24 protein-coding genes and 1 pseudogene are annotated in these 24,788 nt (G+C 28.9%); 13 read left to right on the top strand and 12 right to left on the bottom strand.

Going from position 1 to position 24,788, the window contains the following annotated elements; all coding sequences use genetic code 11:
• Nucleotides 1-37: 37 nt before the first annotated feature.
• Together ACUXZJ_RS14310 and ACUXZJ_RS14305 are read right to left on the bottom strand one after the other, a co-directional pair.
• The gene (locus tag ACUXZJ_RS14310) at nucleotides 38-334 is read right to left on the bottom strand and encodes a hypothetical protein (RefSeq protein WP_063743044.1); all 297 of its coding nucleotides are present in this window, start codon (nucleotides 332-334) and stop codon (nucleotides 38-40) included.
• An 8-nt stretch (nucleotides 335-342) separates the two neighbouring features.
• Nucleotides 343-744, bottom strand: a pseudogene (locus tag ACUXZJ_RS14305) (transposase); the annotation flags it as partial.
• 244 nt (nucleotides 745-988) lie between these two features.
• Here ACUXZJ_RS14305 and ACUXZJ_RS14300 point away from each other — a divergent pair.
• Nucleotides 989-1,288 carry a DUF6922 domain-containing protein gene (locus tag ACUXZJ_RS14300; RefSeq protein WP_060382634.1) on the top strand — a complete coding sequence of 100 codons (300 nt, stop codon included), beginning with the start codon at nucleotides 989-991 and terminating at the stop codon, nucleotides 1,286-1,288.
• A complete protein-coding gene (locus ACUXZJ_RS14295; RefSeq protein ID WP_088466909.1) occupies nucleotides 1,212-1,997 on the top strand; it encodes a nucleotidyl transferase AbiEii/AbiGii toxin family protein in 786 nt (261 codons plus the stop codon). Before ACUXZJ_RS14300 ends, ACUXZJ_RS14295 begins: the two co-directional genes overlap by 77 nt.
• 545 nt (nucleotides 1,998-2,542) lie before the next feature.
• On the opposite strand, the gene meaB is transcribed toward ACUXZJ_RS14295, so the two are convergent.
• Nucleotides 2,543-3,631: a methylmalonyl Co-A mutase-associated GTPase MeaB gene (gene meaB / locus ACUXZJ_RS14290; protein ID WP_089047278.1), complete on the bottom strand. Its 1,089-nt coding sequence runs from the start codon at nucleotides 3,629-3,631 to the stop codon at nucleotides 2,543-2,545.
• A 120-nt stretch (nucleotides 3,632-3,751) separates the two neighbouring features.
• Here meaB and ACUXZJ_RS14285 point away from each other — a divergent pair, with 120 nt between their 5' ends.
• Together ACUXZJ_RS14285 and ACUXZJ_RS14280 are read left to right on the top strand one after the other, a co-directional pair.
• On the top strand, nucleotides 3,752-4,333 hold the full coding sequence (locus tag ACUXZJ_RS14285; RefSeq protein WP_060382631.1) for a Crp/Fnr family transcriptional regulator: 582 nt from the start codon (nucleotides 3,752-3,754) through the stop codon (nucleotides 4,331-4,333).
• Between the two features lie 64 nt (nucleotides 4,334-4,397).
• Nucleotides 4,398-4,631, top strand: a complete 234-nt coding sequence (locus tag ACUXZJ_RS14280) for a hexameric tyrosine-coordinated heme protein (RefSeq protein ID WP_060382630.1) — start codon at nucleotides 4,398-4,400, stop codon at nucleotides 4,629-4,631.
• 141 nt (nucleotides 4,632-4,772) lie between these two features.
• On the opposite strand, the gene ACUXZJ_RS14275 is transcribed toward ACUXZJ_RS14280, so the two are convergent.
• Complete coding sequence (locus ACUXZJ_RS14275; RefSeq protein ID WP_060382629.1) at nucleotides 4,773-4,976, bottom strand: hypothetical protein; 204 nt, start codon at nucleotides 4,974-4,976, stop codon at nucleotides 4,773-4,775.
• Nucleotides 4,977-5,189: 213 nt separating this feature from the next.
• On the opposite strand from ACUXZJ_RS14275, the gene ACUXZJ_RS14270 reads away from it, so the two are divergent.
• A complete protein-coding gene (locus ACUXZJ_RS14270; RefSeq protein ID WP_063743041.1) occupies nucleotides 5,190-6,596 on the top strand; it encodes an FAD-binding oxidoreductase in 1,407 nt (468 codons plus the stop codon).
• 56 nt (nucleotides 6,597-6,652) lie between these two features.
• On the opposite strand, the gene ACUXZJ_RS14265 is transcribed toward ACUXZJ_RS14270, so the two are convergent.
• Nucleotides 6,653-7,249: an alpha-ketoglutarate-dependent dioxygenase AlkB family protein gene (locus tag ACUXZJ_RS14265; protein WP_060382627.1), complete on the bottom strand. Its 597-nt coding sequence runs from the start codon at nucleotides 7,247-7,249 to the stop codon at nucleotides 6,653-6,655.
• A gap of 279 nt (nucleotides 7,250-7,528) precedes the next feature.
• Entirely contained in the window at nucleotides 7,529-8,422 is an 894-nt protein-coding gene (locus ACUXZJ_RS14260) for an EamA family transporter (protein ID WP_060382626.1), read from the bottom strand.
• A 274-nt stretch (nucleotides 8,423-8,696) separates the two neighbouring features.
• Here ACUXZJ_RS14260 and ACUXZJ_RS14255 point away from each other — a divergent pair, with 274 nt between their 5' ends.
• On the top strand, nucleotides 8,697-10,184 hold the full coding sequence (locus ACUXZJ_RS14255) for a DUF2254 family protein (protein WP_063743040.1): 1,488 nt from the start codon (nucleotides 8,697-8,699) through the stop codon (nucleotides 10,182-10,184).
• Nucleotides 10,185-10,194: 10 nt separating this feature from the next.
• Here ACUXZJ_RS14255 and ACUXZJ_RS14250 read toward each other — a convergent pair whose 3' ends face one another.
• Entirely contained in the window at nucleotides 10,195-10,962 is a 768-nt protein-coding gene (locus tag ACUXZJ_RS14250; RefSeq protein ID WP_088420410.1) for a hypothetical protein, read from the bottom strand.
• A gap of 115 nt (nucleotides 10,963-11,077) precedes the next feature.
• Between ACUXZJ_RS14250 and ACUXZJ_RS14245 the strand changes: the two genes are divergently transcribed.
• Nucleotides 11,078-13,270, top strand: coding sequence for a tetratricopeptide repeat protein (locus ACUXZJ_RS14245; protein WP_060382623.1), 2,193 nt, complete (start codon nucleotides 11,078-11,080; stop codon nucleotides 13,268-13,270).
• Nucleotides 13,271-13,364: 94 nt separating this feature from the next.
• Nucleotides 13,365-15,488, top strand: coding sequence for an outer membrane beta-barrel protein (locus ACUXZJ_RS14240; protein WP_060382622.1), 2,124 nt, complete (start codon nucleotides 13,365-13,367; stop codon nucleotides 15,486-15,488).
• Between the two features lie 148 nt (nucleotides 15,489-15,636).
• Here ACUXZJ_RS14240 and ACUXZJ_RS14235 read toward each other — a convergent pair whose 3' ends face one another.
• Nucleotides 15,637-16,041, bottom strand: coding sequence for a DUF2721 domain-containing protein (locus tag ACUXZJ_RS14235; RefSeq protein ID WP_060382621.1), 405 nt, complete (start codon nucleotides 16,039-16,041; stop codon nucleotides 15,637-15,639).
• 810 nt (nucleotides 16,042-16,851) lie between these two features.
• Here ACUXZJ_RS14235 and ACUXZJ_RS14230 point away from each other — a divergent pair.
• Nucleotides 16,852-17,283, top strand: coding sequence for a cold-shock protein (locus ACUXZJ_RS14230; RefSeq protein ID WP_060382620.1), 432 nt, complete (start codon nucleotides 16,852-16,854; stop codon nucleotides 17,281-17,283).
• 12 nt (nucleotides 17,284-17,295) lie between these two features.
• Entirely contained in the window at nucleotides 17,296-17,484 is a 189-nt protein-coding gene (locus tag ACUXZJ_RS14225) for a cold-shock protein (protein ID WP_060382619.1), read from the top strand.
• Between the two features lie 53 nt (nucleotides 17,485-17,537).
• Here ACUXZJ_RS14225 and htpG read toward each other — a convergent pair whose 3' ends face one another.
• Nucleotides 17,538-19,421 (bottom strand): molecular chaperone HtpG, encoded by a 1,884-nt coding sequence (gene htpG, locus ACUXZJ_RS14220; RefSeq protein WP_063743039.1) that lies wholly within the window; start codon nucleotides 19,419-19,421, stop codon nucleotides 17,538-17,540.
• 160 nt (nucleotides 19,422-19,581) lie between these two features.
• Between htpG and ACUXZJ_RS14215 the strand changes: the two genes are divergently transcribed.
• The gene (locus tag ACUXZJ_RS14215; protein WP_063744137.1) at nucleotides 19,582-20,058 is read left to right on the top strand and encodes a hypothetical protein; all 477 of its coding nucleotides are present in this window, start codon (nucleotides 19,582-19,584) and stop codon (nucleotides 20,056-20,058) included.
• A gap of 12 nt (nucleotides 20,059-20,070) precedes the next feature.
• Nucleotides 20,071-20,763 carry an OmpA family protein gene (locus ACUXZJ_RS14210; protein ID WP_060382616.1) on the top strand — a complete coding sequence of 231 codons (693 nt, stop codon included), beginning with the start codon at nucleotides 20,071-20,073 and terminating at the stop codon, nucleotides 20,761-20,763.
• Between the two features lie 57 nt (nucleotides 20,764-20,820).
• Here ACUXZJ_RS14210 and ACUXZJ_RS14205 read toward each other — a convergent pair whose 3' ends face one another.
• On the bottom strand, nucleotides 20,821-21,966 hold the full coding sequence (locus ACUXZJ_RS14205) for a hypothetical protein (RefSeq protein WP_063743038.1): 1,146 nt from the start codon (nucleotides 21,964-21,966) through the stop codon (nucleotides 20,821-20,823).
• Nucleotides 21,967-22,061: 95 nt separating this feature from the next.
• Nucleotides 22,062-22,919: a helix-turn-helix domain-containing protein gene (locus tag ACUXZJ_RS14200; RefSeq protein ID WP_103681630.1), complete on the bottom strand. Its 858-nt coding sequence runs from the start codon at nucleotides 22,917-22,919 to the stop codon at nucleotides 22,062-22,064.
• Nucleotides 22,920-23,072: 153 nt separating this feature from the next.
• Between ACUXZJ_RS14200 and ACUXZJ_RS14195 the strand changes: the two genes are divergently transcribed.
• Nucleotides 23,073-24,008: an ABC transporter ATP-binding protein gene (locus ACUXZJ_RS14195; protein WP_060382613.1), complete on the top strand. Its 936-nt coding sequence runs from the start codon at nucleotides 23,073-23,075 to the stop codon at nucleotides 24,006-24,008.
• A 93-nt stretch (nucleotides 24,009-24,101) separates the two neighbouring features.
• Here ACUXZJ_RS14195 and ACUXZJ_RS14190 read toward each other — a convergent pair whose 3' ends face one another.
• Nucleotides 24,102-24,476 carry a hypothetical protein gene (locus ACUXZJ_RS14190; protein ID WP_240455120.1) on the bottom strand — a complete coding sequence of 125 codons (375 nt, stop codon included), beginning with the start codon at nucleotides 24,474-24,476 and terminating at the stop codon, nucleotides 24,102-24,104.
• Nucleotides 24,477-24,788 lie beyond the last annotated feature (312 nt).

The following is a 24,788-nucleotide window of genomic DNA, read 5'->3' as shown; positions in this document are numbered from 1 at the left end:
TGCCTTGAAATCCGCCACATCGCCAAGCCGAAAACCGTCAGGCCGTGAAAAAACCTCTTTTTTGAATACAATTCATCCCACCAAACTGACATAACTTTATTTTAAACAATGCTATTTTGAACTTATTTTGAGGTGTTTCAAAAAATACAAACGCTAAAAAGAAGTTTAAATAAGTCGTTTTTATCAAAAACAAATCCTTTGTCTTGTAAGGTGAGTTCCAAGCTTTGATTTTTGCTATTAAATCAGGGACTCCAAGAATATTTATGGTACGCTTGATGTTGTACACTAGCATAATCAAGCTATGTTCACCGTTTACTTTTTCTAATCCTATCAAATTGGTATGATTGTATCCCCATCGGCATCTTTCAAAAAAGAAACAAATAGTTTAAAGAGTTGTTTAAGAGCTTTGGGATTGTCTTTTCTAAAATCAGAAATACTGTGATAATTAGGACGAATATCTTCCAGTAACCACTGCATTTCTATGTTACGAATGCATTCTTTTTCTAGTTTTCTGGAGCTACGTATGCCATTTAAATAACCATATAAATAGATTTTAAGAAACACTTGATTCTTAAAACTTGGACGACCTTCGGATTTTAAAACAACAGGTGTAAATCCTACTTTTTGAAAGTCTATGTGTTCAACAAAAGCATCTATGAATCGAACTGGGTTTTCAGAAGTAATTTTGTCTTCTAAACTCGATACATGTAGCTGATTACGGGAAATCCCTTGGATATGCTGCATTGTTAAAAATAAGAAAATACTTCTTTTCAAACAAACTATTTTAGCTATATTTGGTGAGGTTTGTGAGTTTTTTCACAGACTGACGTTGTAGGTAATTGTAAGAAAAACTATGCGTTGAAAGAAAAAACTTCAAAAACCTATCTTTGTAAAAGCAAATAAAATGATTACAGAATTAGAAAAGTAAACTTTGGTATAAAATTTGAAATTATATAAAAAATAATCATTACTCTTGTCATAACTATCTATGAAGAAGACTGTTAACATATTTGAAAAAATACCAAATTATATTTTTTGGGATTTGGATGTAACCAAACTTAACATTCAAAGGGATAGTGATGTTATTATATCTCGTATTCTTATGTTTTCAGATTTTTCAAATTACAGTGATAATATCTTGCTTTTGGAAAGTTTATACACCGAAGAAACAATAAAAAGAACAATTATCGCTTCAACTGATAGAATTTCGGATGAAATTTGTTCACTTACTTCAAAAAGATATAATCTTCCTATTAAAAGTAAATTCAACAAATATGTATATCTCTAATGAGTTAGAGAAAACTATTAAAGAATTACAGAAATTAAATTCATTAAGTAGTTTTTATTTAGCTGGCGGTACAAATTTAGTGCTAAGATATTCACACAGAGAGTCAGTAGATATTGATTTATTTTGTGAGTATATTATCGGTATTAATGGCTTTGAATTAATAGAAAAAGAAATAAAAGAGGTGTTCAAAGATAGAGTTTTGTATATTGGTTATCCTACAAAACAAAATGACGAACTTGTTTTTCTTCGAACTATTATTTCAACCAACAACACAAATATTAAAGTTGAAATAATACAAGGATTTAAATTATTCCATCCACTTGAAATAATTAACGAAATAAGACTTGCTAGCGAGACCGATATAGGACTTTTTAAATTAGACTCTATAACCAATAGATACGCAGAAAAAGATTTATATGATTTAGATTATATAACAGAAAATCCTAATCATTCTTTAAACAAACTAATGGAATTATATGAAAAGAGAAAAAACTATTATATTGAAAATAGCATAAATACAATATTTAGCTTGTCAAATGATTTTTGTCCAGTTGAAAATACGGAATTGTTAATACTAGAAAACCACAAAGAAAGCAAAGATAAAATTCCATTCCATTCAGACTCAAGACTAAAAAACAACAAATCATCACTTACATTTCACAAATCTAATTGGAAAATAAAGGTTAAAACATACTTGAATAGAAAGTAAAACAACTAGTACTAACAGCTAAGGTTTCGTTGCGTGCGGAGCACGAACAATGAAACCTCTGTTGAACGGAACCATTAAGATTCCGTGCACTATGGGGGGTGCTAAGTAAAAATTTAAGGATATACAAGAGGTATTTAACGCCTCTTTTTTTTGAAGTCTACTTTAGGTGGTTTTTTGAGTGATTTCCTTCACTTATGGACACAAATCACCTTACCTATAAAATTAGCAGGGATTTGAGTTTTGGCTATCGCCAAAATACCACGCCGGTGATCCTCTTTTGTCAAAAACAGCTAGGGTATGTAATATTATTTAAACTTAAAATATACTGGATTAAAAAGTAAAGTTCTTGATACGTTTATGTATATAATTTTATTTTAAAAACAACTCAAACAGACGGTTGAGTATATAATTGAAATCATCGTTAGTTCGAGTGTGAAGTGCATCGAGAACCAACATTGATTTTGTTGCTTTTGTAGATGTACTATTTTTAAAAAGAAAATTTAAAGTTTAAATGGTATTATTATGTTTTTTTATGATTAATTTATTTATCTGCTTTTGAAATAGTTATCTAACAATTTCTGTGCAGAGGTAAAAGGGGTACTTTGATTGTCTTGTATTAATTTTTTTTCAATTTCTAGAAGAGATAAAGTTGTAGGATGATTAAAAAAGTGGTCTTTAAGTTGTTCGTTTATGCTTTCTAAAAGCCAGTATTGATTTTGGTTACTTCTTTTGTTGTCAAAATAACCATTTTTTTTTGTTAACAAAGTATACTCTTCTATGATTTGCCATATAGAATCAATTCCTTTTTTTTCTAATGCACTACAAGTAGTGACTTTCGGAATCCAACCAGAGTTTTTTTCTGGAAATAAATGTAATGCTCTATTGTATTCTGTTTTGGCTAGTTTAGCTTTAGTTGTGTTGTCACCATCTGCTTTGTTGATTACTAATAAATCGGCCATTTCCATGATGCCTCTTTTTATACCTTGTAATTCATCTCCAGCTCCAGCTAAATTTAGTAATAAGAAAAAATCAGTCATGCTATGCACAGCAGTTTCACTTTGGCCTACGCCAACAGTTTCTACAAGTATTATGTCAAAACCAGATGCTTCGCATAGGATAATACTTTCTCGTGTTTTTTTGGCTACACCGCCTAAACTTTTGCCAGAGGCACTAGGTCGGATATAAGCTTGTTGATCCTTTACTAACTCTTCCATTCGGGTTTTATCGCCTAAAATGCTTCCGTGACTGATGCTAGAGCTTGGATCAATGGCTAATACTGCAACCTTTTTTCCTAAAGAAGTTAAGAGTTTTCCAAAGGCTTCTATAAAGGTACTTTTTCCTACTCCAGGGACACCTGTAATACCTATTCTGATAGATTTATTGCTGTAAGGAAGGCAGTTTTGAATAATTGTATTTGCCTTTTCTTGATGCTCAATATTGGTGCTTTCAACTAATGTAATAGCCCTACTAAGAGCTGTTTTATCTCCTTTTAAGATGTTTTGTGTAAGTATTTCTGGAGAAAGGCTAGTTTTTCTGTATTTTTTAATTTGATCAATTGCCTTTGGGTTGGTACTTTCAGGTTGCTCTATGCCTTTGTTTTCTTTTAAAGCTGATTTTTTTCCGTAAGTATTCAAAGTAATTAATTTTAAGTAAAGATAATTATTTTTTAGAAAAAAATAATCTCTCTTAAGAATTTACATTGTGAAAATATCTTCTAATTTAGTTATTTTGTTGAAATTCAAATATATTTTATCATGAATGAAAAAAGCTTAGATGAAGATTGTCGGTCAGTTGATATGTTTTTTAATTTGGAAGCATATCAAAATAAAATTATGATAAAAAAATTTAGAGTAGGAGATTATTTAGTTGTTCAAGGAGATTCTTTTTTGTATTTGCCAATTGTTAAATCTGGAGTTGTTAGATTAGATTGTGCTTCTATTGAAAAAGATGTATTGTTAGATTATGTAGTGGCAGGAGAAGCTTGTGTAGTTAGTTTTTCGCATTGTGATATAAAAGATAAGTTGGTGTTTTCAGCGCAAGCTTTAACAGAGGTAGAGGCATGGTTAATACCAAAGAATATAGTAAATGAGTTGTTGGAAAAAGATCAGGTTTTTGTAAATTATCTTATGAGAAGATTGACTTTTGAATTTCAGAATATGCTTCAATTGTATGTGAGTCTACAAAACGAGGATTTGGAAAAAAGATTAGAGAAATATTTAGATAAATATAGTTCTAAATTGCAGTTAAATGGAGTTAAATTGACTCATCAGCAGATAGCAATTGATCTAGGGGTTAGTAGAGAAAGCGTTTCGAGAATTATGTCTAAGAAGAGCTAATGTTGTGATTTAGATCACAGTGCTTTTGGGTTTACTAAAATATTTTTGATAAAAAATAATTTTTATGGATGCTTTAATACCAAATAATTCTTTAATTACAGCTACTCCTGAAGAAGGAAGGTTGTTGGCTGTAAAAATGGCTAGATTGATTATAAAATATACACAGCCTGATGCTTTGATTCGTGAAAAATTGAGACCTGTTTATGCAGAAGATGCTGCAATGCTGATAGCAATAGGTCAGACGGTAGCCTTGGAATTTGCTACTATAGCAAAAGCCAATAACTACTGGGTAAAATAAATGTGTTAATTTTTTGTTTTTAAGGCTGTTCAGGCGTTTTGCTGCTTTGTTCTAGGGGTCAGAATAAATTTAGCTATTTTGTATGCTAGTTAAAATTTGAGAACAAGAAGTAGGACTTATTGGACAGCCTTTTGCTTAAAATTAAAAAAGTAGATTTCTGTTATAGGCAGTATTGTTTTTAGGGTTTTTTAAATGGGGTTTGTCTTTTGTGAAATTTACGAACCATTTAGCTAATTCATCAATTTCTGATGAAATAAGGATTTTAATAGACTGATTTAACTCCTGATTAAATTGTTCAGGATTTAAACTAACTTTTTCTAATCTTCTCTGGATATAGATGGACATTGTACTCATAGGTTAAAGAATTACGTTTGGGTTAATAAAATTAATAAAAAAATTTTATTAACCAAATAAAAATATCATTTTTTATAAAATAGTTTTAAAAGTTGGTATTTTAAAACATTTTGACTTTTTGTTTTTAACAAATTATCGTTAATAAATTTAAATATTAGATGATTTAAATATTTTTAATTTTACATAAACAAATAGTCTATTGTTATGCCTGTTTCAAAAGAATTAATTCAAAAACTGATAGCGATTGTTGGAGAATCCTATGTTTTTACTGATATAGAAACATTAGAGAAATATGGACATGATGAAACTGAAGATCTTCGCTTTCCTCCGAGTGTTGTAGTAAAGCCAAGCTGTACGGAAGAAATTTCAGCTGTTATGAAATTAGCAAATGAATTTTATACAGCGGTTGTTCCTATAGGTGGACAAACAGGTTTGAGTGGGGGAGCTTTGTCTATTTTTAAAGGAATTGGTCTTTCGACCGAACGATTGAATAAAATTATAGAAATAGATGAAAAAAACCTTCAAGTCATTACTGAACCAGGTGTTATAACGCAAGTATTACGAGAAGCCGTTTCAGAAAAAAATCTTTCTTATCCAGTAGATCCTAGTAGTATGGGAAGTTGTTTTATTGGAGGAAATATAGCAGAAAATTCAGGAGGTGCTAGAGCTGTTAAATATGGTGTAACAAAAGATTATGTGCTGAATTTAGAAGTCGTTTTACCTAATGGAGAAATTATATGGACAGGAGCTAATACGCTAAAAAATGCAACAGGTTATAATTTAACGCAATTAATGATAGGAAGTGAAGGAACATTAGGAATTGTTACTAAAGCAGTTCTTAAATTGCTTCCTAAAGTATCTTTTAATCTATTAATGTTAGTTCCTTTTTATAAGGCAGATCAAGCTTGTGAAGCTGTTTCCGCTATTTTTAGAGCTGGTGTATTGCCTAGTGCTTTAGAATTTATGGAACGTGACGCTATTGACTGGAGTTTAAAATATTTAGAAGGAATAGCAGTTCAAGTAAAAACAAACCATCAAGCACATTTATTGATTGAAGTAGATGGAAATTATCCTGAAATATTAATGTTAGAGGCAGAAAAAATTATGAATGTTTTGGGAAAATTTCAAATTGACGAAATTCTTTTTGCTGATACAGAAGAACAAAAGAATGCTTTATGGAAAATGAGAAGAGGTGTGGCCGAAGCTGTTAAAGCTAATTCGATATATAAAGAAGAAGATACAGTCGTTCCTCGATATGAATTACCTAAATTATTAAAAGGAATTAAATCAATTGGCGCTAAATACGGTTTTCAATCAGTTTGTTATGGACATGCAGGAGATGGTAATTTACATGTAAATATTATAAAAGGAAATTTAACAGATGACCAATGGTATGAGGAAATACCAAAAGGAATCCGTGAAATTTTTGAGTTAACACTTTCTTTAAAAGGAACTTTGTCTGGAGAACATGGAATAGGATGGGTGCAAAAAAATTATATGGATATTGCTTTTTCAAAAATACATTTAGAGTTGATGGAACAAATTAAATATATTTTTGATCCTAATAATATAATGAATCCAGGGAAAATTTTACCAGACGATTTTAATTAAAAAGTTATTTAATCCTAGAATAGATAGATAAAGATATAAACTTTGGGAAATAAAGGCTATTTAATAACTCTAAATGTTAAATTTATCCTAGCTCCTACGTTTTTTTGAGTTTTAGGTACTTGGTGTTTCCAAAAATGCTGAATTGCACCTTGCATGATTAGTAAACTTCCATGTTGTAGATGTATATTTTGTTTAGCAGTTTCAATAGAGTTATGTTTTAGTTGAAAATTTCTTTCAGCTCCAAAACTAACAGAAGCAATAATTGGATTTCTGCCTAGTTCTTTTTCATTATCAGAATGCCATCCCATACTATCCTGTCCATTTCGGTAATTGTTTAATAAAACGGTTGTAAAATGAGTATCACAAACTCTTTCAACTTCATCTTTTATATGAGTTAATAAAGGAGTCCATGGATGCGGACGCATTACTATATTGGAATACGCATAAGGTTTTCCCTCGTTTCCAAATAAAGCTGTTAATCTAGGTTGAAAATGTTCTTTACCATAAACCGTTATTTTGTCCTGTTGCCAAGGGATTTCGGACTCTAACTTTTTTAAAAGAATGTTAGCTTGTTCTAAAGAAAAGAAAGAAGGATAATAAATAAGTTCTGCATCAGGAATTAAGAACTCTATTTTTTCATCAGGAAAAAGCATTTTGTTAGTTTTTATATTTGTGTAAAATAAAGAAATTTTATTTTACACAAATATAAAATAAATTAATACTTATAAGATTGTTCTGATGTGTGTATTTTATATGATTATCCCCAGATTACGCATTAGAAATTTAGTATAGATAAAAAAAATTGAAACTAAAAAACACTCATTTTTTATTCTTAATACAGATAACGACAGCTATAGTAAAAAAATAAGTGTATTTCTTTCCTTCATCTTTATTAGAAAGCCTAATGAGTAATCTGGAGTAGATAAATAATGTTATTTTTTATTGAGGTTTACGTTCATTATTATAATAGCTATTATAATAAGTCCTATTCCAATCCATTGAGATGTAACAACTGTTTCGTTTAATATAAAAAATGCCATCATAACAGAAACAGGTAATTCTAAAGAAGAGACAATACTGCCTAATCCAATTCCTGTGTGAGGAAATCCTGCATTCATTAAAATAGGAGGAATGATTGTACCAAATAAAGCTAAAAAGATTCCCCATTTGGTAAAAATAGTCATATTAAAAGGTGTTATTTGTGTGGCTATAGAAAAACCAAAAACAATAACAGCACCCCCTAAAAGCATATACAAACTACGTTGGGCAGACGATATTCCTAATGCAATTCGATTAGCCGTAAACATAGTAGTAGTAAATGAGGCAGCAGCTAAAAGACCCCACATAATTCCTCTCCAATCTAATTCAATTGATTTGCTCAATAAGTTTGTGGCTAAAACAGTACCTAACAAAACGATTGCAACTGAAATTGCTTTTTGAATAGAAGGGGCTTTTTTATCTAAAAACCATTCTAATAATACTCCCATCCAAACGGTTTGCATTAATAAAACAATTCCAATAGAAACGGGGATATATCTTACAGCTAAGTAATAAAAAACACTAGTCATCCCAAGTGAAGTCCCTGCTAACATTAAATGTAAAATATTAGCAGAAGTTGCTTTTACAACTTCTTCTTTCTTTTTGAATTTCTGAAAAGCATTTATTAATAACATGCCTAAAATTCCGTATATAAATTGTGAGGATGTAACCTCTGCTGTAGTAAAGTTTTCCTTGTAGGCTAATTTTACAAAAGTAGCTAACATTCCGTAGCTAGTTGCTCCCAATCCTACTAAAAAAACTCCTTTTAAAATACTATTTTTTAACATTTTTACAAAATTAAGGGGGGCAAAGATACAATAAGTTAAATGTTAAATATTAAAATTTGTTAGTTTTTTTAAAGTAGCAAAAAACAAAATATGTTCGCTTTTTTTGATTAACATTATTTTTATTGTTTTTATACGGCAATTTAAATTTTAGAAAACCTATTGTGTAGTTTTTTAATTATTTTTATAAGTATAAAAAAATAAATAGCGATCTAATTTGAAAAACCAAATAAATTGGGCAGAGTTTTAATTAAATTTACAGAATAGAATAATTAATATGTCAACTTTTAAATTTAAATTATATCAACAATTAGAGCATAAAATAAAACATTTGGGAACAGTAATGAGCAGTGTGTACGCTTTGTTTTTAGGTGCTTTTTTATTGTTTTTAGATTTTCAAATTAATTATAATAATCATTTTTTTACCCATTCATTAGAAATTTATTCAAGGTTAATTCCTGTTTCTAATGTTTTGGTTTCTATTATTATTGGAATTTCCTTAACAACATTTTCGGTTATATTTGTAGTAATGCAATTAGCTTCTTCTCAATTTTCTCCCAGAATTTTAAGACATTTTTTAGCTAATGATTTTAAAATACAGGCCTTTATAGGCTTGTTTGTAGGAACTATAGCCTTATGTGTATTGCCTCAAATAATGTCTGTTTTTTATCCTAATCAATCTTTTTTAATAACCTTATTTGTAGGGACTTTTTTAGCTATTAGAGGTTTAGTATGGTCCTACCCATCTATGATTACGTATTTAAGTGTAAACATGAATGTATCGAGTATTACACACCATATTAAGAAAGAAGTAGTAGATGAAATAACTATTTTATATAGTCAAAAATGGGAAAAAGGGAATGATTTAACCTATGAACGCCAACAATGCCTGAATAATAGAAATGTATTGAAGATAGTGAGTCCATTTCAATCAGGTTATTTAGAAAGTGTTGATTATGCTTTGTTGCAAAAAGGATTGCTAGAGTTAAAAGAAACAAATCAATGGGAAGAAGTATATCAAAAACCCGTGATTGGTGAATTTATAATGAAAGATACAACAGTCTTATTACAAATTGTTGTTGATCAAGTTTCAGAAAAACAAAAAGAAACTTTTCAAAATTTAGTTTCTAAAACGTTTAAAGTAAACCGTTTTAGAAGTCATACACAGGATATAAATTTTGGTGTACGTAAATTAGTTGATATAGGTATTAAAGCAATTTCACCAGCAGTAAATGATCCTACAACTTGTTTAAATTGTATTGATCAGTTAGGTGAAATTGTAAAAGTTTTATCAGAAAGACAATTTCCTTCTACAGATGCTCGACAATTAATTAAAAGTGATATTCATATCAATGAATTTAATTATGACGAGTTTATTGATTTTTGTTTTGATCAAATTTATCAATGGGGAAAAGAAGATCCAATAATTGTAAAACGAATTTTACGTACCATTAGATCTATTTTACCAACGATTCAAAATCCATATCATTTAAAAGTATTAATACAGCAAGTAGAGGAAATGGAGCTAGCAACTATTTATAATTTAGATAATTATCAAAATAGATATTTGAAAATTTCTAAAGAAAAATTAAATACAATAGAAAAAGAACTTCAAGGCTTTAGAGAAAAAGCCTTGAAGCAAATAGAAAATCTTAAAAAATTAGGTTTTTTTGAAGCTTATTTAGTAGAAAGACAACTAGATGAAAAAGGTCTTTCTGAGTCAACAATACAAACTCTAAACTATTTGAACACATATTTGAAATAAAGAAAAAAAATTATCTTCTGTGTCTTTTTTCTCTAATATTATGATGTTCCGCTCTTCTTGGTTTTATAAAGGAAGCTCTAGCTTTTTTTCTAGAAAGATATCCTCTATGTGGCTTAATAATATGGGATCTTGTTCTATGAAAATGAAATCTGTGTTTATGGATGTGTGTAATAAATACAGAATGATTCATCGGACGCCAAGGTTTCCACCAACGCGGATATATTGACCAACGTACAGGTGATACCCAAATATGATATCCTGGAGCATAAATAAATCGAATGCAAGGCCATGACCAAACATTAACGGTTATTCGAGTTGGAACTAGATCTAAAATGGAAGGTCCCTTATCATCAATTATTTTTTCAGACACATTATAAGGCTCTACAACTGTATTTTTATCAAATAAATCTTCATTTCCGATGATTTGAATATAGGCCTCTTCATCACCTACTTTCTCAATATTTAAAGTTGCAATATCTTGTTTGTCAGAATTACCTACTAATGCACTTAGAATGATAACATGATCTGAACCCTCGATTAAATCTTCTACAGTAATATAATCAATAGTACCGTCATCATTTAAATCAAGATTGTTTACGTTGTTGTTTTCTTCGTTTATAGCTTTTTCAAATTCCTCTAACGAACTAGAAGTTTTAAAGATAGCTAAAGCACCTTCTAAACTAAAATTTTCTGGACTTGTTTCGTTTACCTCTGAATTTTGAGCATGTTCTGGAGTCAAAAAGAGACAGGTTAAATAGATAAAAAGAAATTTTCTCATAGGAATTAAATTTGTAAGTTCGTTTGTATATGACTAAAAAAAAATTAAAAGGTTTAATGAACGTTTTATAAAAAAGTTTCTGTTTATTTGTAATGTATGAATAATTGGGGAATTTATGCTAAATACAGTTAATACTATAGAACAAAAGCTGGTAGAAGCTTATTCTATTAGGATTAATAATCTTACAAAAAGTATAATAATAGCAAATCAAGCTTTAAAGGCTTCTTTGTTTATTAATGATAAAACTCTTATAGGAAAAAGTTATAGCCAACTAGCTTTGTATCACATGATAGTTGGTGAAATGCAAAAAGCAAAACAATATTCTGAAAGGGCTATAGAAATTTTTAATGAATTAGGAGACGAAAGAGGAGTGGCTGATGCTAAGTATGGTTTAGCTGGAGTTTACTATAAAACAAATCAATATCATTTAGGTCTCATTCATTTTAGTGATGCTTTAAAAATTTATAAAAAATATAATGATTATTATAATCAATCTCGTGCGGAAAAATCATTAGGAACTATTTTTGAATGTATAGGAGATGCCACCAGTGCTTTTAAAGTTTATAAAAGTGCAATTCGAAACGCTAAAAAGATTAAAGATCTTAACTTAGAATCGAATGTCTACAATAATCTTTCTGGAATTTTGACTAAAAAAGGAAAAATTCATTTTGCAAAACAAATTATTAATAAATCCATAGAACTTAAGAGCCAGACTGATGATATGAGAGGGATGGCTTATGCACTATACGGAAAAGGAAAAGTATACCATTTCTGTAAAGAATATACTAAAGCTAAAGAACTATATAATAAATCTTTAGATATTCATAAAAAAATGGGGGAAAATACAGGAGTTGTTATGACTATGACAAAGTTAGCAGCCCTTTATTTTGAAACGCAACAAGTAGATAAAGCTCTTCAATTTGCACAAGAAGGATTACTTTTAGGAGAATCATTACAGTTTTCAATGTGTACAATAAAATTAAATCGTATAATTTATCTTATATATAAAAGTTTAGGAGATTATGAAAAAGCGTTACATTATTTTGAAAATCACCTTTCAGAAAAAGAAAGAGTTATTAATACTCAAACATTAAAAGTAATTGAAAGTTATGAGTTAATAGCAAGAATGGAAAAAATAGAAAACGAAGCCATTTTGCAAAGAGAAAAACAAAAAATATTAGAAAAGAAAAATTTAGATGAACTAGAAAATTATAAAAGAAAACAAGAGTTTTTATCTATAATGAGTCATGAAATAAGGACACCATTAAATGCCATTGTAGCTTCACTAGTATTATTAGATGATAAAATCGTAAATGAAGGTAAAAAGATTATAAGAAATTTAAAATTTGCATCTGACAATTTAATTAGTGTCGTAAATGATGTTTTGGACTTCAATAGACTAGATGGACAAAATGTAAAGTTAGAATTAGTATCAACCAATATCAACTTTTTATGCCAAAACACAGTTGAAGTGTTTGAACGTTTTGCAAATGCTAAAAATATTGAGTTAAAATACATCTCAACAGTAAATATATCTAATTATTATCTGATAGATCCTACGAAGCTAACGCAAATTTTAAACAACTTGATAAACAACGCTATAAAATTTACAGATAAAGGAAGCGTACAACTAGAAATAAAGATAGTAGATTGTGGAGAACAAAAAGATCTAATTTCATTTAAAATCACAGATACAGGAGAAGGAATATCACAAGAAAATTTACCACGTATATTTGATAGCTTTTCACAACTAAAACCATATTTAACCCGAAAACATGGAGGAACAGGCTTAGGATTAGCAATCGTAAAACGTTTGATAGAATTACATAAAAGCACCATAACCGTAGAAAGTAAATTATATAAAGGAACCTCCTTTTATTTTGAACTTGAATTAGAAAAATCAGAAGAAATCATAATAAAAGTAAATGATAAACAACAATTAATAGGTAAAAAAGTACTAATCGTAGATGATACGAAAATGAATGGGATGCTACTCTCTAAATTATTAAGAAAATGGAGCATGGAAATTCAATATGTAGATGGAGGAAAAAAAGCAATTGAAATAGTGAAATATCAAAAATTTGATTTTATTTTAATGGATATACACATGCCCGAAATGAACGGCTTTGAAGTTTCTAAAGAAATAAAAATGACCCCAAATTTAAATATTCAAACGCCTATTTTTGCACTCACAGCGGATATATTAGCAGATGCAGATCAAAATTTTAAGAAATACTTCTCAGGCATCATCTTTAAACCATTTGATATAGATAAGCTTTACAATTTATTAGTAACCTACGGAGATTAAAAGATGCAAATTTTAAATTTGTTAAAATAAAAGTTAAAATCTGTAACAAATAGCAAAACAAGAGGTCTATTAGAATAAATGATTTACACATTACATGAAAAAAACTAAATTCACCCTTTTGTTATTATCTTTTTTGTCGTTTGCTACGTATTCACAAGAAAATAAAGAAAAAACAAACGAATTAAAAGAAGTGGCAATTGTTAAAGAAAAAAAAGCAATTGAACAAAAAGCAGATAGAACCATTTTTGAATTTGCAAGTCAAGCTCATCTAAATTCAGGATCAGTCCTAGAAGGAATAAAAAAACTACCCGGTTTGGTAGCCTCCGATTTAGCAGGTATGATGTATCAAGGAAAACAATTAGATGTATTCTTAGATGGAAGACCACTCAATATTTCGACAAACGAATTAAATGCCTTTCTAGAAGGACTACCTGCTAATTCAGTTGAAAAAATAGAAGTTATAACAAATCCAGGAGCTGAGTTTCCTGCTACCTCTGGTGGTGCTATACTAAACATCGTTACCAATAAAAAAGCAAAGAACTACCTAACCGCTACCTATACTAATAGCAGTAATTTTACTTCCTATGATAAAAATCGTTGGCGTACTAATAATAGCATACTTTTAAGTGCTAAAAATAAATTTTTTGGATGGCAGCTAAACTTTGGACAAAATTATGCCGAACGAGGTATGTGGTCTGAAGTGCTTAAAAAAGAAGGCGATCAGTCTACACTATTAACCTCCAGCGATTCAGATCGTATTTTACGAACACTGTTTGCTAAAACAGGACTTACATTTGATATAGGTAAAAATAGATTATTATTAAATTATGATATTTATTCTAATACTAATTCTAGTACAACAGAAGCCAAGGGGTTGCTGCCTAATTCAACCTTTTTTTCTACAATAGATGACAGTAAAACACTAACACTACGTCAAGATGCAGTAGCAGCATATCAAATGCGGTTTTTAGATTCCGATAAAAAATTAGATTTTAAATTTAATTTTAATAGTGTCACAAATGATTTTGATTTATTTTCAAGAAGTTTAAACCTAAATACATTGAGTAACGGATCTGATCAACGCCTTTACAATTTTAAAATAGATTATACTCAATCTGTAAAACTATTACAAGAAGGAAAAATTAGCATAGGAACTCTATACGAAGAACTCTATTTTAATACATTTAATAAAAATATTAATAATTTAGAGTACAAAAGGATGACAGCTTCTACCTATATAGAACTACAGACTAAATATAGAAAATTTGAATTTACTTTAGGGCTAAGAGGAGAAAATTATGATATTTCTGGAAAAACAGAAACACAAGCCTTGAATCCTTTTAAACAATATAGATTATTTCCTAATGGAAGTATTCAATACAGTTTAGCTAACAGCATAATTCTATCAGGTAGTTATAATAAAAAAATAACCTTACCAAGTACCTCCTCTCTTAATCCTAATAATACAAATTATCAAAACCCCAATGTAGGGTATTTAGGAAACCCACAATTACAACCTACACTTTTTAATAATTTTGAATTTAAATTATCAGCTTTTGAATATGCTTTCATAGGATACAATATCAGCGAAGGACTTAATCAAGTAACTCAGAGAATGTATCTAAATGGAAACAGAATGGTTAGTACAAATGAAAATATACCTTCAATAAAAATTCATACATTTAATTTTGGATTACCCATTCCTTATATGTTATTTACAAAAGGACTAAAAGAAACAGCTAAATTTAATTTTAATCCAGATAAAATTAATTTCATGTTTATTTATGCAGGTAGACAAAAACATGATATTCCAAATGTTGATACAAAAGCATTTTGGATTTTTAATATCATGTCTCAAGTCGTATTGCCAGGAGATATAAAATGGGTAACGAATTATAGCCATATTACAAAAGGAGGTAATTATTTTTATTTTGTAGCACAAAGACCTTTTAATCATAGTTTAGATATGACATTTTCTAAAAAGTTTTTATCCAATCACTTGACTGTTTCAGTAAATGTTGATGATATATTTAATTTAAATAAGTCATCATTCAATGCTTTAAATACCGCACTTTATATGTCTAATAAAAATGATACACGTAGAATAGGATTAACCCTAAACTACAAGATTCCTACCAAAAATAAAATAGCAAAAGAAGATCCTAATATGTTAAACAAAGAAAAGAAAGAAGATAATGGAAATATAATAGGAAATTAAAATACACTTAGATTATCAATAGTATTAAAAGAGGCTGTTTTGATTTTTTTCGAACAGCCTCTTTTTGTAATTAAAATAAATAAAAAGACAAATTTTAAGTTTAAATGGTATTAATGTCTTTCGTTATAAAAATTTTAGATCAAAAAAATTAATGCTTTTTCGAAAAATCTTCTAAATCACTTAAATGAAGTCTTAAAGCATGAACAGAAATACTGATTTCCCAAAAAGAAATACCTAAAGAAACTAACAGACTAAATAAACTAAATCCAAAAAAATAGATAGCTATATATTGTAAATCAAAAAATAATAGCAGCATAGCAAAAACAGATAAAAATAAACAAAGTACTCCCATTAACTGCATAAAACGGATTAGCGTTAAGCGATCATTTAGATTTTTAATTTCAAGAAGAATAGATTTGCGATGAACTTCTTCATAATTCTTTTTTAAACTTCTAATAATTTGAGCGATGGTTAGAAAACGATTCGTGTATGCTAATAAAATTAATGAACTAGCTGAAAATAGTAATGCAGGAGTTTCAATTGATAGGGTCATGTTAATTCTTTTTCTGTTTATTATATAAAATGAGGTTAATTTTTGTAAAAAATATAAAATCTATATATCCAAGGCGTATTATTAAAAAATGACACTTATGTTATCGAAAATATAGAATATGTGGCAAAGCAATCATATAAATAATAGTTTCTTTACAGATGTAGTAGAGAAAGGAAAATAGGATGATAAATATAAATTAGGACGAATAAAATTTCTATATACTATAAAAAAAGAAGGAAATCATCAGCGTATAAATTTTTAAAGTTAAAATAAAAAGACAATATCTTTCGTTTAAAAGTAATTAATTGTTTCATATTTGGTAGTATCAGCCTAATGATCTACTCTGACGTAGAATAGATTTTGTCAAATTTACTAAAATACCTAATGATTTTTATACTTATAAAAACATAAAAATATATGGAACTATTTATTTTGAGTGAAATCGAAAATTTTAATAGAGTTGATTTTTTTAAAATAATTATTATAAAATATATTTTTAATAAAATGAAGATCAATAATATTGTTTTAGAGATGTTTTTATGAGAAAAATAAAAAATGATAACAAAAGATAAATAAAACATTATTTATCAATAAATTGATGTACATTTGCCCTTTAATTTAAAGGTTACTGCTTTTTGATTTTCTGTTCAAGTAGTTTTTTTAGACTTCCTCAGTGATTACTCTCCAGCTGCCATTTTTTTAAAATCTATTTTTTAATTACAAATCATGATTTACATAGTAAGGTTTAATACTATAATTATTTTGATTTGGTTAATTAATAGTTAATGATACAAGTAAATCGAGATATATATGGCAGATTCTTATTCTAAAAAAGAAAATAATAAGAAAAAAGTAAAAAAACAACAAGATAAAGCGCTTAGAAGAAACGAGCGTAAAGTCAATAATAATAAAGGAAAATCCCTAGAGGAAATGTTTGTATATGTGGATAAAAATGGAAAGTTAACGTCTGTTCCACCTCATTTACAAACTGTTGAAACAGATAAGAATACTGAAAATACAAATAAGAATACTAACGAGATAAGAAAAGATTTTTCTACAGGTCTTATTACTTTTATAAAAGATACAGGTTTTGGTTTTATTACGGAGGATGAAACAAGGGATAATTTATTGTTTCATTTTGAGGCTTCTAATACTAAATTTAAAAAGAACGTAAGAGTAAGTTTTAAAAAAGAAACAACCCCAAAAGGATTTAGGGCTACACATTTGATAATTATTAATTAAATATAAATAGAAATGCAAGAAGGTACAGTAAAGTTTTTTAACGAAACAAAAGGTTTTGGATTTATTACTTCTAATGATGGACAAGAAATTTTTGTTCATACTACAGGTTTAACACAACGCGTAAGAGAAAACGATGTAGTGGTTTTTGAAGTTGAGCGTACAGCTAAAGGATTATCAGCTGTTAATGTGAAAAGAAAATAAATAAAATTACTTTTTAAAAGCCTGATGAAAATCAGGCTTTTATTTTGGTATTTTTATTTTAAAGATTCAAAACTTCTTTTTACAAAAGCAGTCAATTCTTCACCCTTTAATAAACCTTGTGATAATTTAGCTATATCTAAAGCTTGTTTTACCAAGTCTTTTTGGATGTTCTCATTGCTGTTTAAGATAGCTGTAGCCAGTTCAGAGTTTGTGTTGACTACCAAATTGTACATTTCAGGAAAATTTCCCATACCAAACATACCGCCACCGCCAGTTTGACTCATTTCTTTCATACGACGCATAAACTCTGGTTGTGTAATCATAAATGGGGCAGAGGTGCTTTCTAAAGCTTCCATTTGAACGGTATAGTTTTCTTTAGGAACTACTATTTCAATTGCATTTTTTAATTTTTCCTTTTCTTCATCAGATAATTTAGAAATTGCAGTATCCTCTTTTTGAATTAATTTATCAATATGGTCAGCGTCTACACGTGTAAATGTTATATTTTCATTATCAGCTTCTAATTTTTGAATCAAATGCGAAACAATAGGTGAATCCAATAATAATACTTGATAGCCTTTTTCTTTGGCAATATCAATATAACTATGTTGAGCATCTTTATTAGAAGCATAAAGAATGACTAATTTACCGTTTTTGTCAGTTTGGTTATCTTTTAAAGCTTCTTTTAGTTCAGCTAAAGTATAATATTTATTATCAGTAGTAGGATATAATACAAAATCACCTGCTTTTTCGTAAAATTTAGCTTCGGATAACATACCATATTCTAAAACCACTTTGATGTCATTCCATTTTTTCTCGAAATCTTCACGGTTTTCGTTGAATAATGATTTTAATTTATCAGAAACTTTACGCGTAATATAATTAGAGATTTTCTTTACATTACCATCTGCTTGTAAGTATGAACGTGAAACGTTTAATGGAATATCTGGAGAATCTACCACTCCTTTTAACATCATTAAGAACTCAGGTACAATACCTTCTACATTATCTGTTACAAATACCTGATTTTGGTATAATTGAATTTTATCTTTCTGAATTTGTAAATCACCAGTTAATTTAGGAAAGTATAAAATACCTGTTAAATTGAATGGGTAATCTACATTTAAATGAATATTGAATAAAGGATCTTCAAAATTCATAGGATATAACTCACGATAGAAGTTTTTGTAATCTTCGTCTGTTAATTCTGATGGTTGTTTTGTCCATGCAGGATTTGTGTTGTTAATAAAATTATCTACTTCTGTATATTCCGTTTTGTAATCTTCGGGAGCGTCCTCAGGTTTAGGTAAAGCTTCTTGTTTAGTGCCAAATTTGATAGGAATAGGCATAAACTTGTTGTACTTTGTTAATAATTCGCGAATTTTAAACTCTTCTAAAAATTCTACAGAATCATCAGCAATATGAAGGATAATTTCAGTACCTCTTTCTTTTTTATCGTGAGGAACTAAAGTAAATTCAGGACTTCCATCACAAGTCCAATGAGCTGCTGACTCGTCTTTAAAAGACTTGGTAATGATTTCTACCTTATTAGCCACCATAAAAGCAGAATAAAAACCTAAACCAAAATGTCCAATTACACCTGAATCTTTGGCTGAATCTTTATATTTCTCTAAAAATTCTTCAGCGCCTGAAAAAGCAATTTGGTTAATATATTTTTCTACCTCTTCAGAAGTCATTCCCAGACCTTGATCAATGATATGAAGTTTTTTCCCTTCTTTATCAACTTTAACCTCAATAATAGGAGTGCCATACTCTACTTTAGCTTCGCCAATACTAGTCAAATGCTTCAATTTTAAAGTAGCATCTGTAGCGTTTGAAACCAACTCACGTAAAAATATTTCGTGATCACTATATAAAAACTTTTTGATTAAGGGAAAGATGTTTTCTACTGAAACATTAATTTTTCCTGTTGTCATACGTTATTTATTTAAATTTAATACGTATCATTATTGTCAAATAAGATACCAATTCTTAAAATGTGACAAATTGACGGTTTTTGTAGTAGAGTTTCTACTAAAAAATTGCTAAATTGGTATTAAATTTGCTTTATTGGCAAACGTAAAAAATCAAAATAAAATGAAAAAACTAGTTTTAATGACTGCTATGTTAGGTGTCATGATTTCCTGTAAACCTAAACAATCATTAGTAACAACAAGTGTAAATAGAAAAACACAAGTGTCGCTAAAAGGAGATTGGGTAGTTAGTGGGGTAGAATACGCAGGGTCTGAATATTTTAAGGTGACATCCTTTGAAATTGCAGATGCAAAATGTTTTGAAGGAAGTGAATGGCATTTAGTGTCTAATAATGATTCGGGTAATATGACCCTAAATAAAGTAGGTTGTCCTTCGTATGCGTCTGATATTAAATGGTATGTAACAGATGAAAATCAAATGGTTTTGAAGTTTATCAAAGAAGGCGAAAAACCAAGGAAGGTAACTTCTGGGTATATTTTGATTGTTTCAAATGTAACACAAAACACATTTGATCTAACTAACAAAGTACAAGTAGGAAATAGCGCAGGCAAAGTAGTTTACCATTTTAGAAGAAAATAAAAAGATAGAAAGATGAAAAAGATAGCAATATACGCTCTGTCAGGAACTTTTTTGATTAGCGGAATGACAAGTTGTGAAGCAATAAAAAATACAAATAACACACAAAGAGGAGCGGCAATAGGAACCGTAGCAGGTGCTGTTTTAGGTGGTGTTTTAGGTAATAATATTGGAAAAGGAGGCAATGGCGCGTTAGGAGCTGTTCTTGGAGGAGTTATAGGGGGTGTAGCTGGAGGAGTTATTGGAAATAAAATGGACAGACAAGCACGAAAAATTAGCGAATCATTACCAGGAGCACAAGTAGAAAGAGTAGGAGAAGGAATTAAATTAACTTTGGGAGAAAATTCCGTTAATTTTGATTTTAATAAAGCAACTTTAACAACTAAAGCAAAAGCAAATTTAGATAAATTAGTGCCTGTTTTTAAAGAATATGCTGATACAGATATTAAAATTTATGGTTATACTGACAGCAAAGGATCTGATGAGTACAACTTAAAACTATCTGACGATCGTTCAAAAGCAGTAAAAAATTATTTAGCATCTAAAGGTTTAAATGGAGCACGTTTTATTACAACAGGTATGGGAGAAGCAGATCCATTAGCAAGCAATGATACTGAAGCAGGAAGAGCGCAAAATCGTCGTGTAGAGTTTGCTATTACAGCCAACCAAAAGATGATTCAAGATGCAAAGAATGAAAGTGGACAATAACCACTACAATATGTAAAATATGAGGTGTCTAATTTTGTCACCTCATATTTTTCGTTATTATTGAATTGTAAAATCAGATTTTTTGGTAGAAATAATCTTTTTAGTTTCTAAATCATATAAATCCAAAGTTAATTTGTGTGTTCCTATTCTGTTTAATCCTTCTAAAACCTTTGGAACCCATTTTTCGCTCAAAAAAGGCGTTTGATTTAAAGTAATTCTAACGGTGTATTTTTTGGAATCAATATTCATTTTAGAAGCTTCTGTTAGAATATAATCAATTAAAAGCCTTTTAGCGTCAGTTGTAGAATAAGATCCCCTAGGTCTGCTGGCAAAAATGTCTGATTCTTGATTAGTATTTACCCTATTTATTTCTTCCCCATTCTTAATTGTGCTTTTTACCGTAATGATTGCTTCAGGATTTTTATATATTTCATGATAAGAACGTCCCGCTGCAATTACAATACTATGTTCACCGTCAGTTAGATTGTATTTAAAAGGATTATTAGGAATTCCTATATAAGGAGCATCATCTATAATTAAGTGCAAGTGTTGCCCCATTGGTGAAAAAGGAAGATTAACAGTTGCTTGATCAGGCGTAGAAATTCCCAATTGATAATTATTAAACGCAAAATTAAATTCACCCCCTTTGTAAGTCCACGGCTTAATACTAGGTAAGTTTGAAGGTTGGTAAGTCATAACGTCAGTTAAGGTCAACAACTCAAAAGGGAGAGTTGTTTTAGGATCTAAATTTCTTTTAAATGAATTAGATAGTCTTTTAATGACCCCATCTTTTACATCTAAATTTGTAGGGTATATTGTAACAGATTTGATTTTTACCGTTTGCTTATCTGAAGTTAACTCTGTTTTCAAAATAATTTTTTCTAGTTTCTGATTTGACCATAAATGAGCTAAGTTTGATTTTTTAACATTAATAGTAACTTCTCCATTTGTGGACGTATAATCTCCTTCTACAGCAAAGTTGTTAGCGTAAGATTTATCCGAAGCAATCCATCGTTGAGCTGTAAATTTTCCATCTTGTGAAAAGGAAATCCTTACAGTATCCTGTTTGTCCCATGCTCCTATAAACTCATTTTGAAGAGAAGGAGTTATCTCTGAAGGAGAAAGATTGTCTTTTTCACAAGAAAGTAAGCTTAGGATACTAAGACTACTGAATAAAGCAAATTGTAATAATTTTGATTTCATTGTTAGTTAAAATTGGTTAAACATTACTGAAACAAAACTACTTTTTGCTAAGAAATAATAGAATAGACAAAAAAACAGATATATGGATAAAAAAACTAATCTTTTATCTGGAAATCTTCAATATGATTTTGTTTTAAATTTACGCGGAAATCTTTTGGAGAAACAAGAGTATGCTGTTTAAAGATGCGACTAAAGTATAAAGGATCTTCAAAACCTAATTCATAAGCAATTTCTTTAACACTTAAATTAGAATTAAAAAGTTTACTTTTGGCTAATGCAATTAGTTTTTCATGCAAAATTTTTTGAGTGGTTTTGCCCGTTTTAGATTTGATTATAAAATTGAGCTCTCGGGTTGTTATATTTAATTTTTGAGCATAAAAATTAGGTTGATGTTCAGAGGTAATATACTGATTTATTAAAATCTTAAAACGATTTAAATCAGTATCTAATAAAACTTCTTTATGAGAAGTTATGATTCTTAGACATAGAAGTAATAAAATCCCTATATAATTTAAAATTAGAAAATAAGTTCCGATAGTAGTATTCCGTATTTCATCTTCAATTAAATTAAATGGATGTATTATTTTGTTATAATCACTAGTTGAAAGTCTTATGATACGGGTTTGCAAGACATTTTGAAAAATAACTCCTTGACAACCATATTCTTTAGCTTGTATGTCTAAACAAAAATAATTAGGATGAAATAAAAGTAATTTACCAGAAAGATTTGATGTAAATTCTAATTGTTGATAAGGATAAAAAAATAAAATAGAATGTGATTTGATTTCATATTTTATATTTTCAAACCATATAGATGAAGGTATTTCGTTATCAAAAACAAAAATACCATAAAAGTTTTTACTTACTATATAATTCCAAAAATTAGTGTTTTTAAATTTTATAATTGAAACAAGTATATCTTTTTGATTGTTCTTAAAATCAATTCTTTCCATTCTTTTTTCTAAATTTATTATTATGAATTTTAAAAAAAAGATTTTTAATATCAATTTTTCTTTTTAAATCATAACTAAATCTTATTATTTATGTTGAAAAAATATTTGGATCTTAGATATTCTTGTTATTTTTGTGACCCCTAATTTGATAAAATGCTTCAAGTAAAAAATATTTCATTCGGATATACAGATACCCCTATTATAAAGGCTATAGATTTTGAGGTTCAAAAAGGACAAAATATTGCATTAATTGGAGAAAGTGGTTGTGGAAAAAGTACTTTGTTAAAATTAATTTACGGATTATACGATGTAAATGAAGGTAGACTTTTTTGGAACGATAAAATTATTACAGGCCCTAAACAAAATTTAGTTCCAGGTATGCCATTTATGAAATATATGGCACAAGATTTTGGATTAATGCCTTATGAAACAGTATCTGAAAGTGTAGGGAAGTTTTTATCAAATCAATTGTTGGCAATTAAACGATTACGTATCCAAGAATTATTGGATATAGTAGAAATGGGAGACTTCTCACGACGTAAAGTGAGTGAGTTGAGTGGAGGACAACAACAGCGTGTTGCCTTAGCAAGAGTTTTGGCTTTAGAACCCGAAGTACTGCTTTTAGACGAACCTTTTAGTCATATTGATAATTTTAGAAAAAACGCATTAAGACGTAATTTATTTGCTTATTTGAAGTCTAAAGGTATTACCGTAATTGTGGCTACCCACGATAGTACAGATGCCTTAGCTTTTGCAGACGAAACCATCGTACTAAGAGGAGGAGAATTAGTTGTAAAAGCACCTTCTAAAGAAATTTATACAAATCCTAAAAACAAATATGTTGCTTCTCTATTTGGAGAAGTTAATGAATTAGTTATTAATAGAAATGGATTGTCAGAAACAATATTATTATATCCTCATCAACTAAGAGTTTCAGAAGAAGGACAGTTAAAAGCAACTGTTAAGCAATGTTATTATAAAGGAGGTCATTATTTGATTAAAGCAGCTTTTAATGGTCGTCCAATTTTTTTTGAACATCGTGAAATATTAGAGTTACAATTAGATGTAGCTTTAGAAGTGCTTATATAAAACCCACTATAAGACAAAATCCATACATAAATAATAAGAAAGCCACTACTTGTTGAAGAAAAAGAAGGGTGGTTTTTTTAATATTTTGGTGGCCTAAAAAATTCCACAAAAAGCAGATAATGTAGCTGTTATAGCTAATTTAAAATTATTGTTAATAATTTTAGGTGGGTAAATACTTATTCCTGAAATATCTATTAAACAAGTAATTACTGCTCCCGTTGCAATAAATGACTCTTTTGTTAGTCCTGCTCTAATTAAAAAAGCACTTCCTAAAGCTCCTTGATGATCTGATATACCACCAAAAAAACCACTTAAAATTCCGCCAAGACTTAAATATTTTTTATTAAATTCTAAATTTTTTAGTTTAGGTATAACATCGTACAATGCAAAGAAAATGAGAGAAAAACCAATAAAAATTTTTAAAAGACTTATTCTAAAAACTTTGTCGGCTAATTTATATTCAAACAAGCTATTTTGATTCGTTAATAATGTAAGAAAATACAGTAATAAAGGCAGATATTATTGCGGGTATCCCAAATTTTAGAATTACGTCTTTATCAGCCTTTTTACCAAAAAAAAACTTAAAAATAGTATTGAAAAAATGAACAATAGCTGTTAATGTAATTGCTATTTCAACAGGAAAAAATAATCCAAAAACAGGAAATAAAAGAGTTCCTAAGCCAAAACCAGAAAAAAGCGTTAAGTCAGCCCTTACGAGTGCAACAATGCAAATAATAATATAATCAAATCATAGTTTAAATAATAAAAAAGAGGAAATCA

It is taken from the genome of Flavobacterium sp. TN-1 (assembly GCF_052828645.1).
The sequence above is the reverse complement of the archived record's forward strand: the minus strand, read 5'-3'. Positions and strand labels throughout refer to the sequence as shown.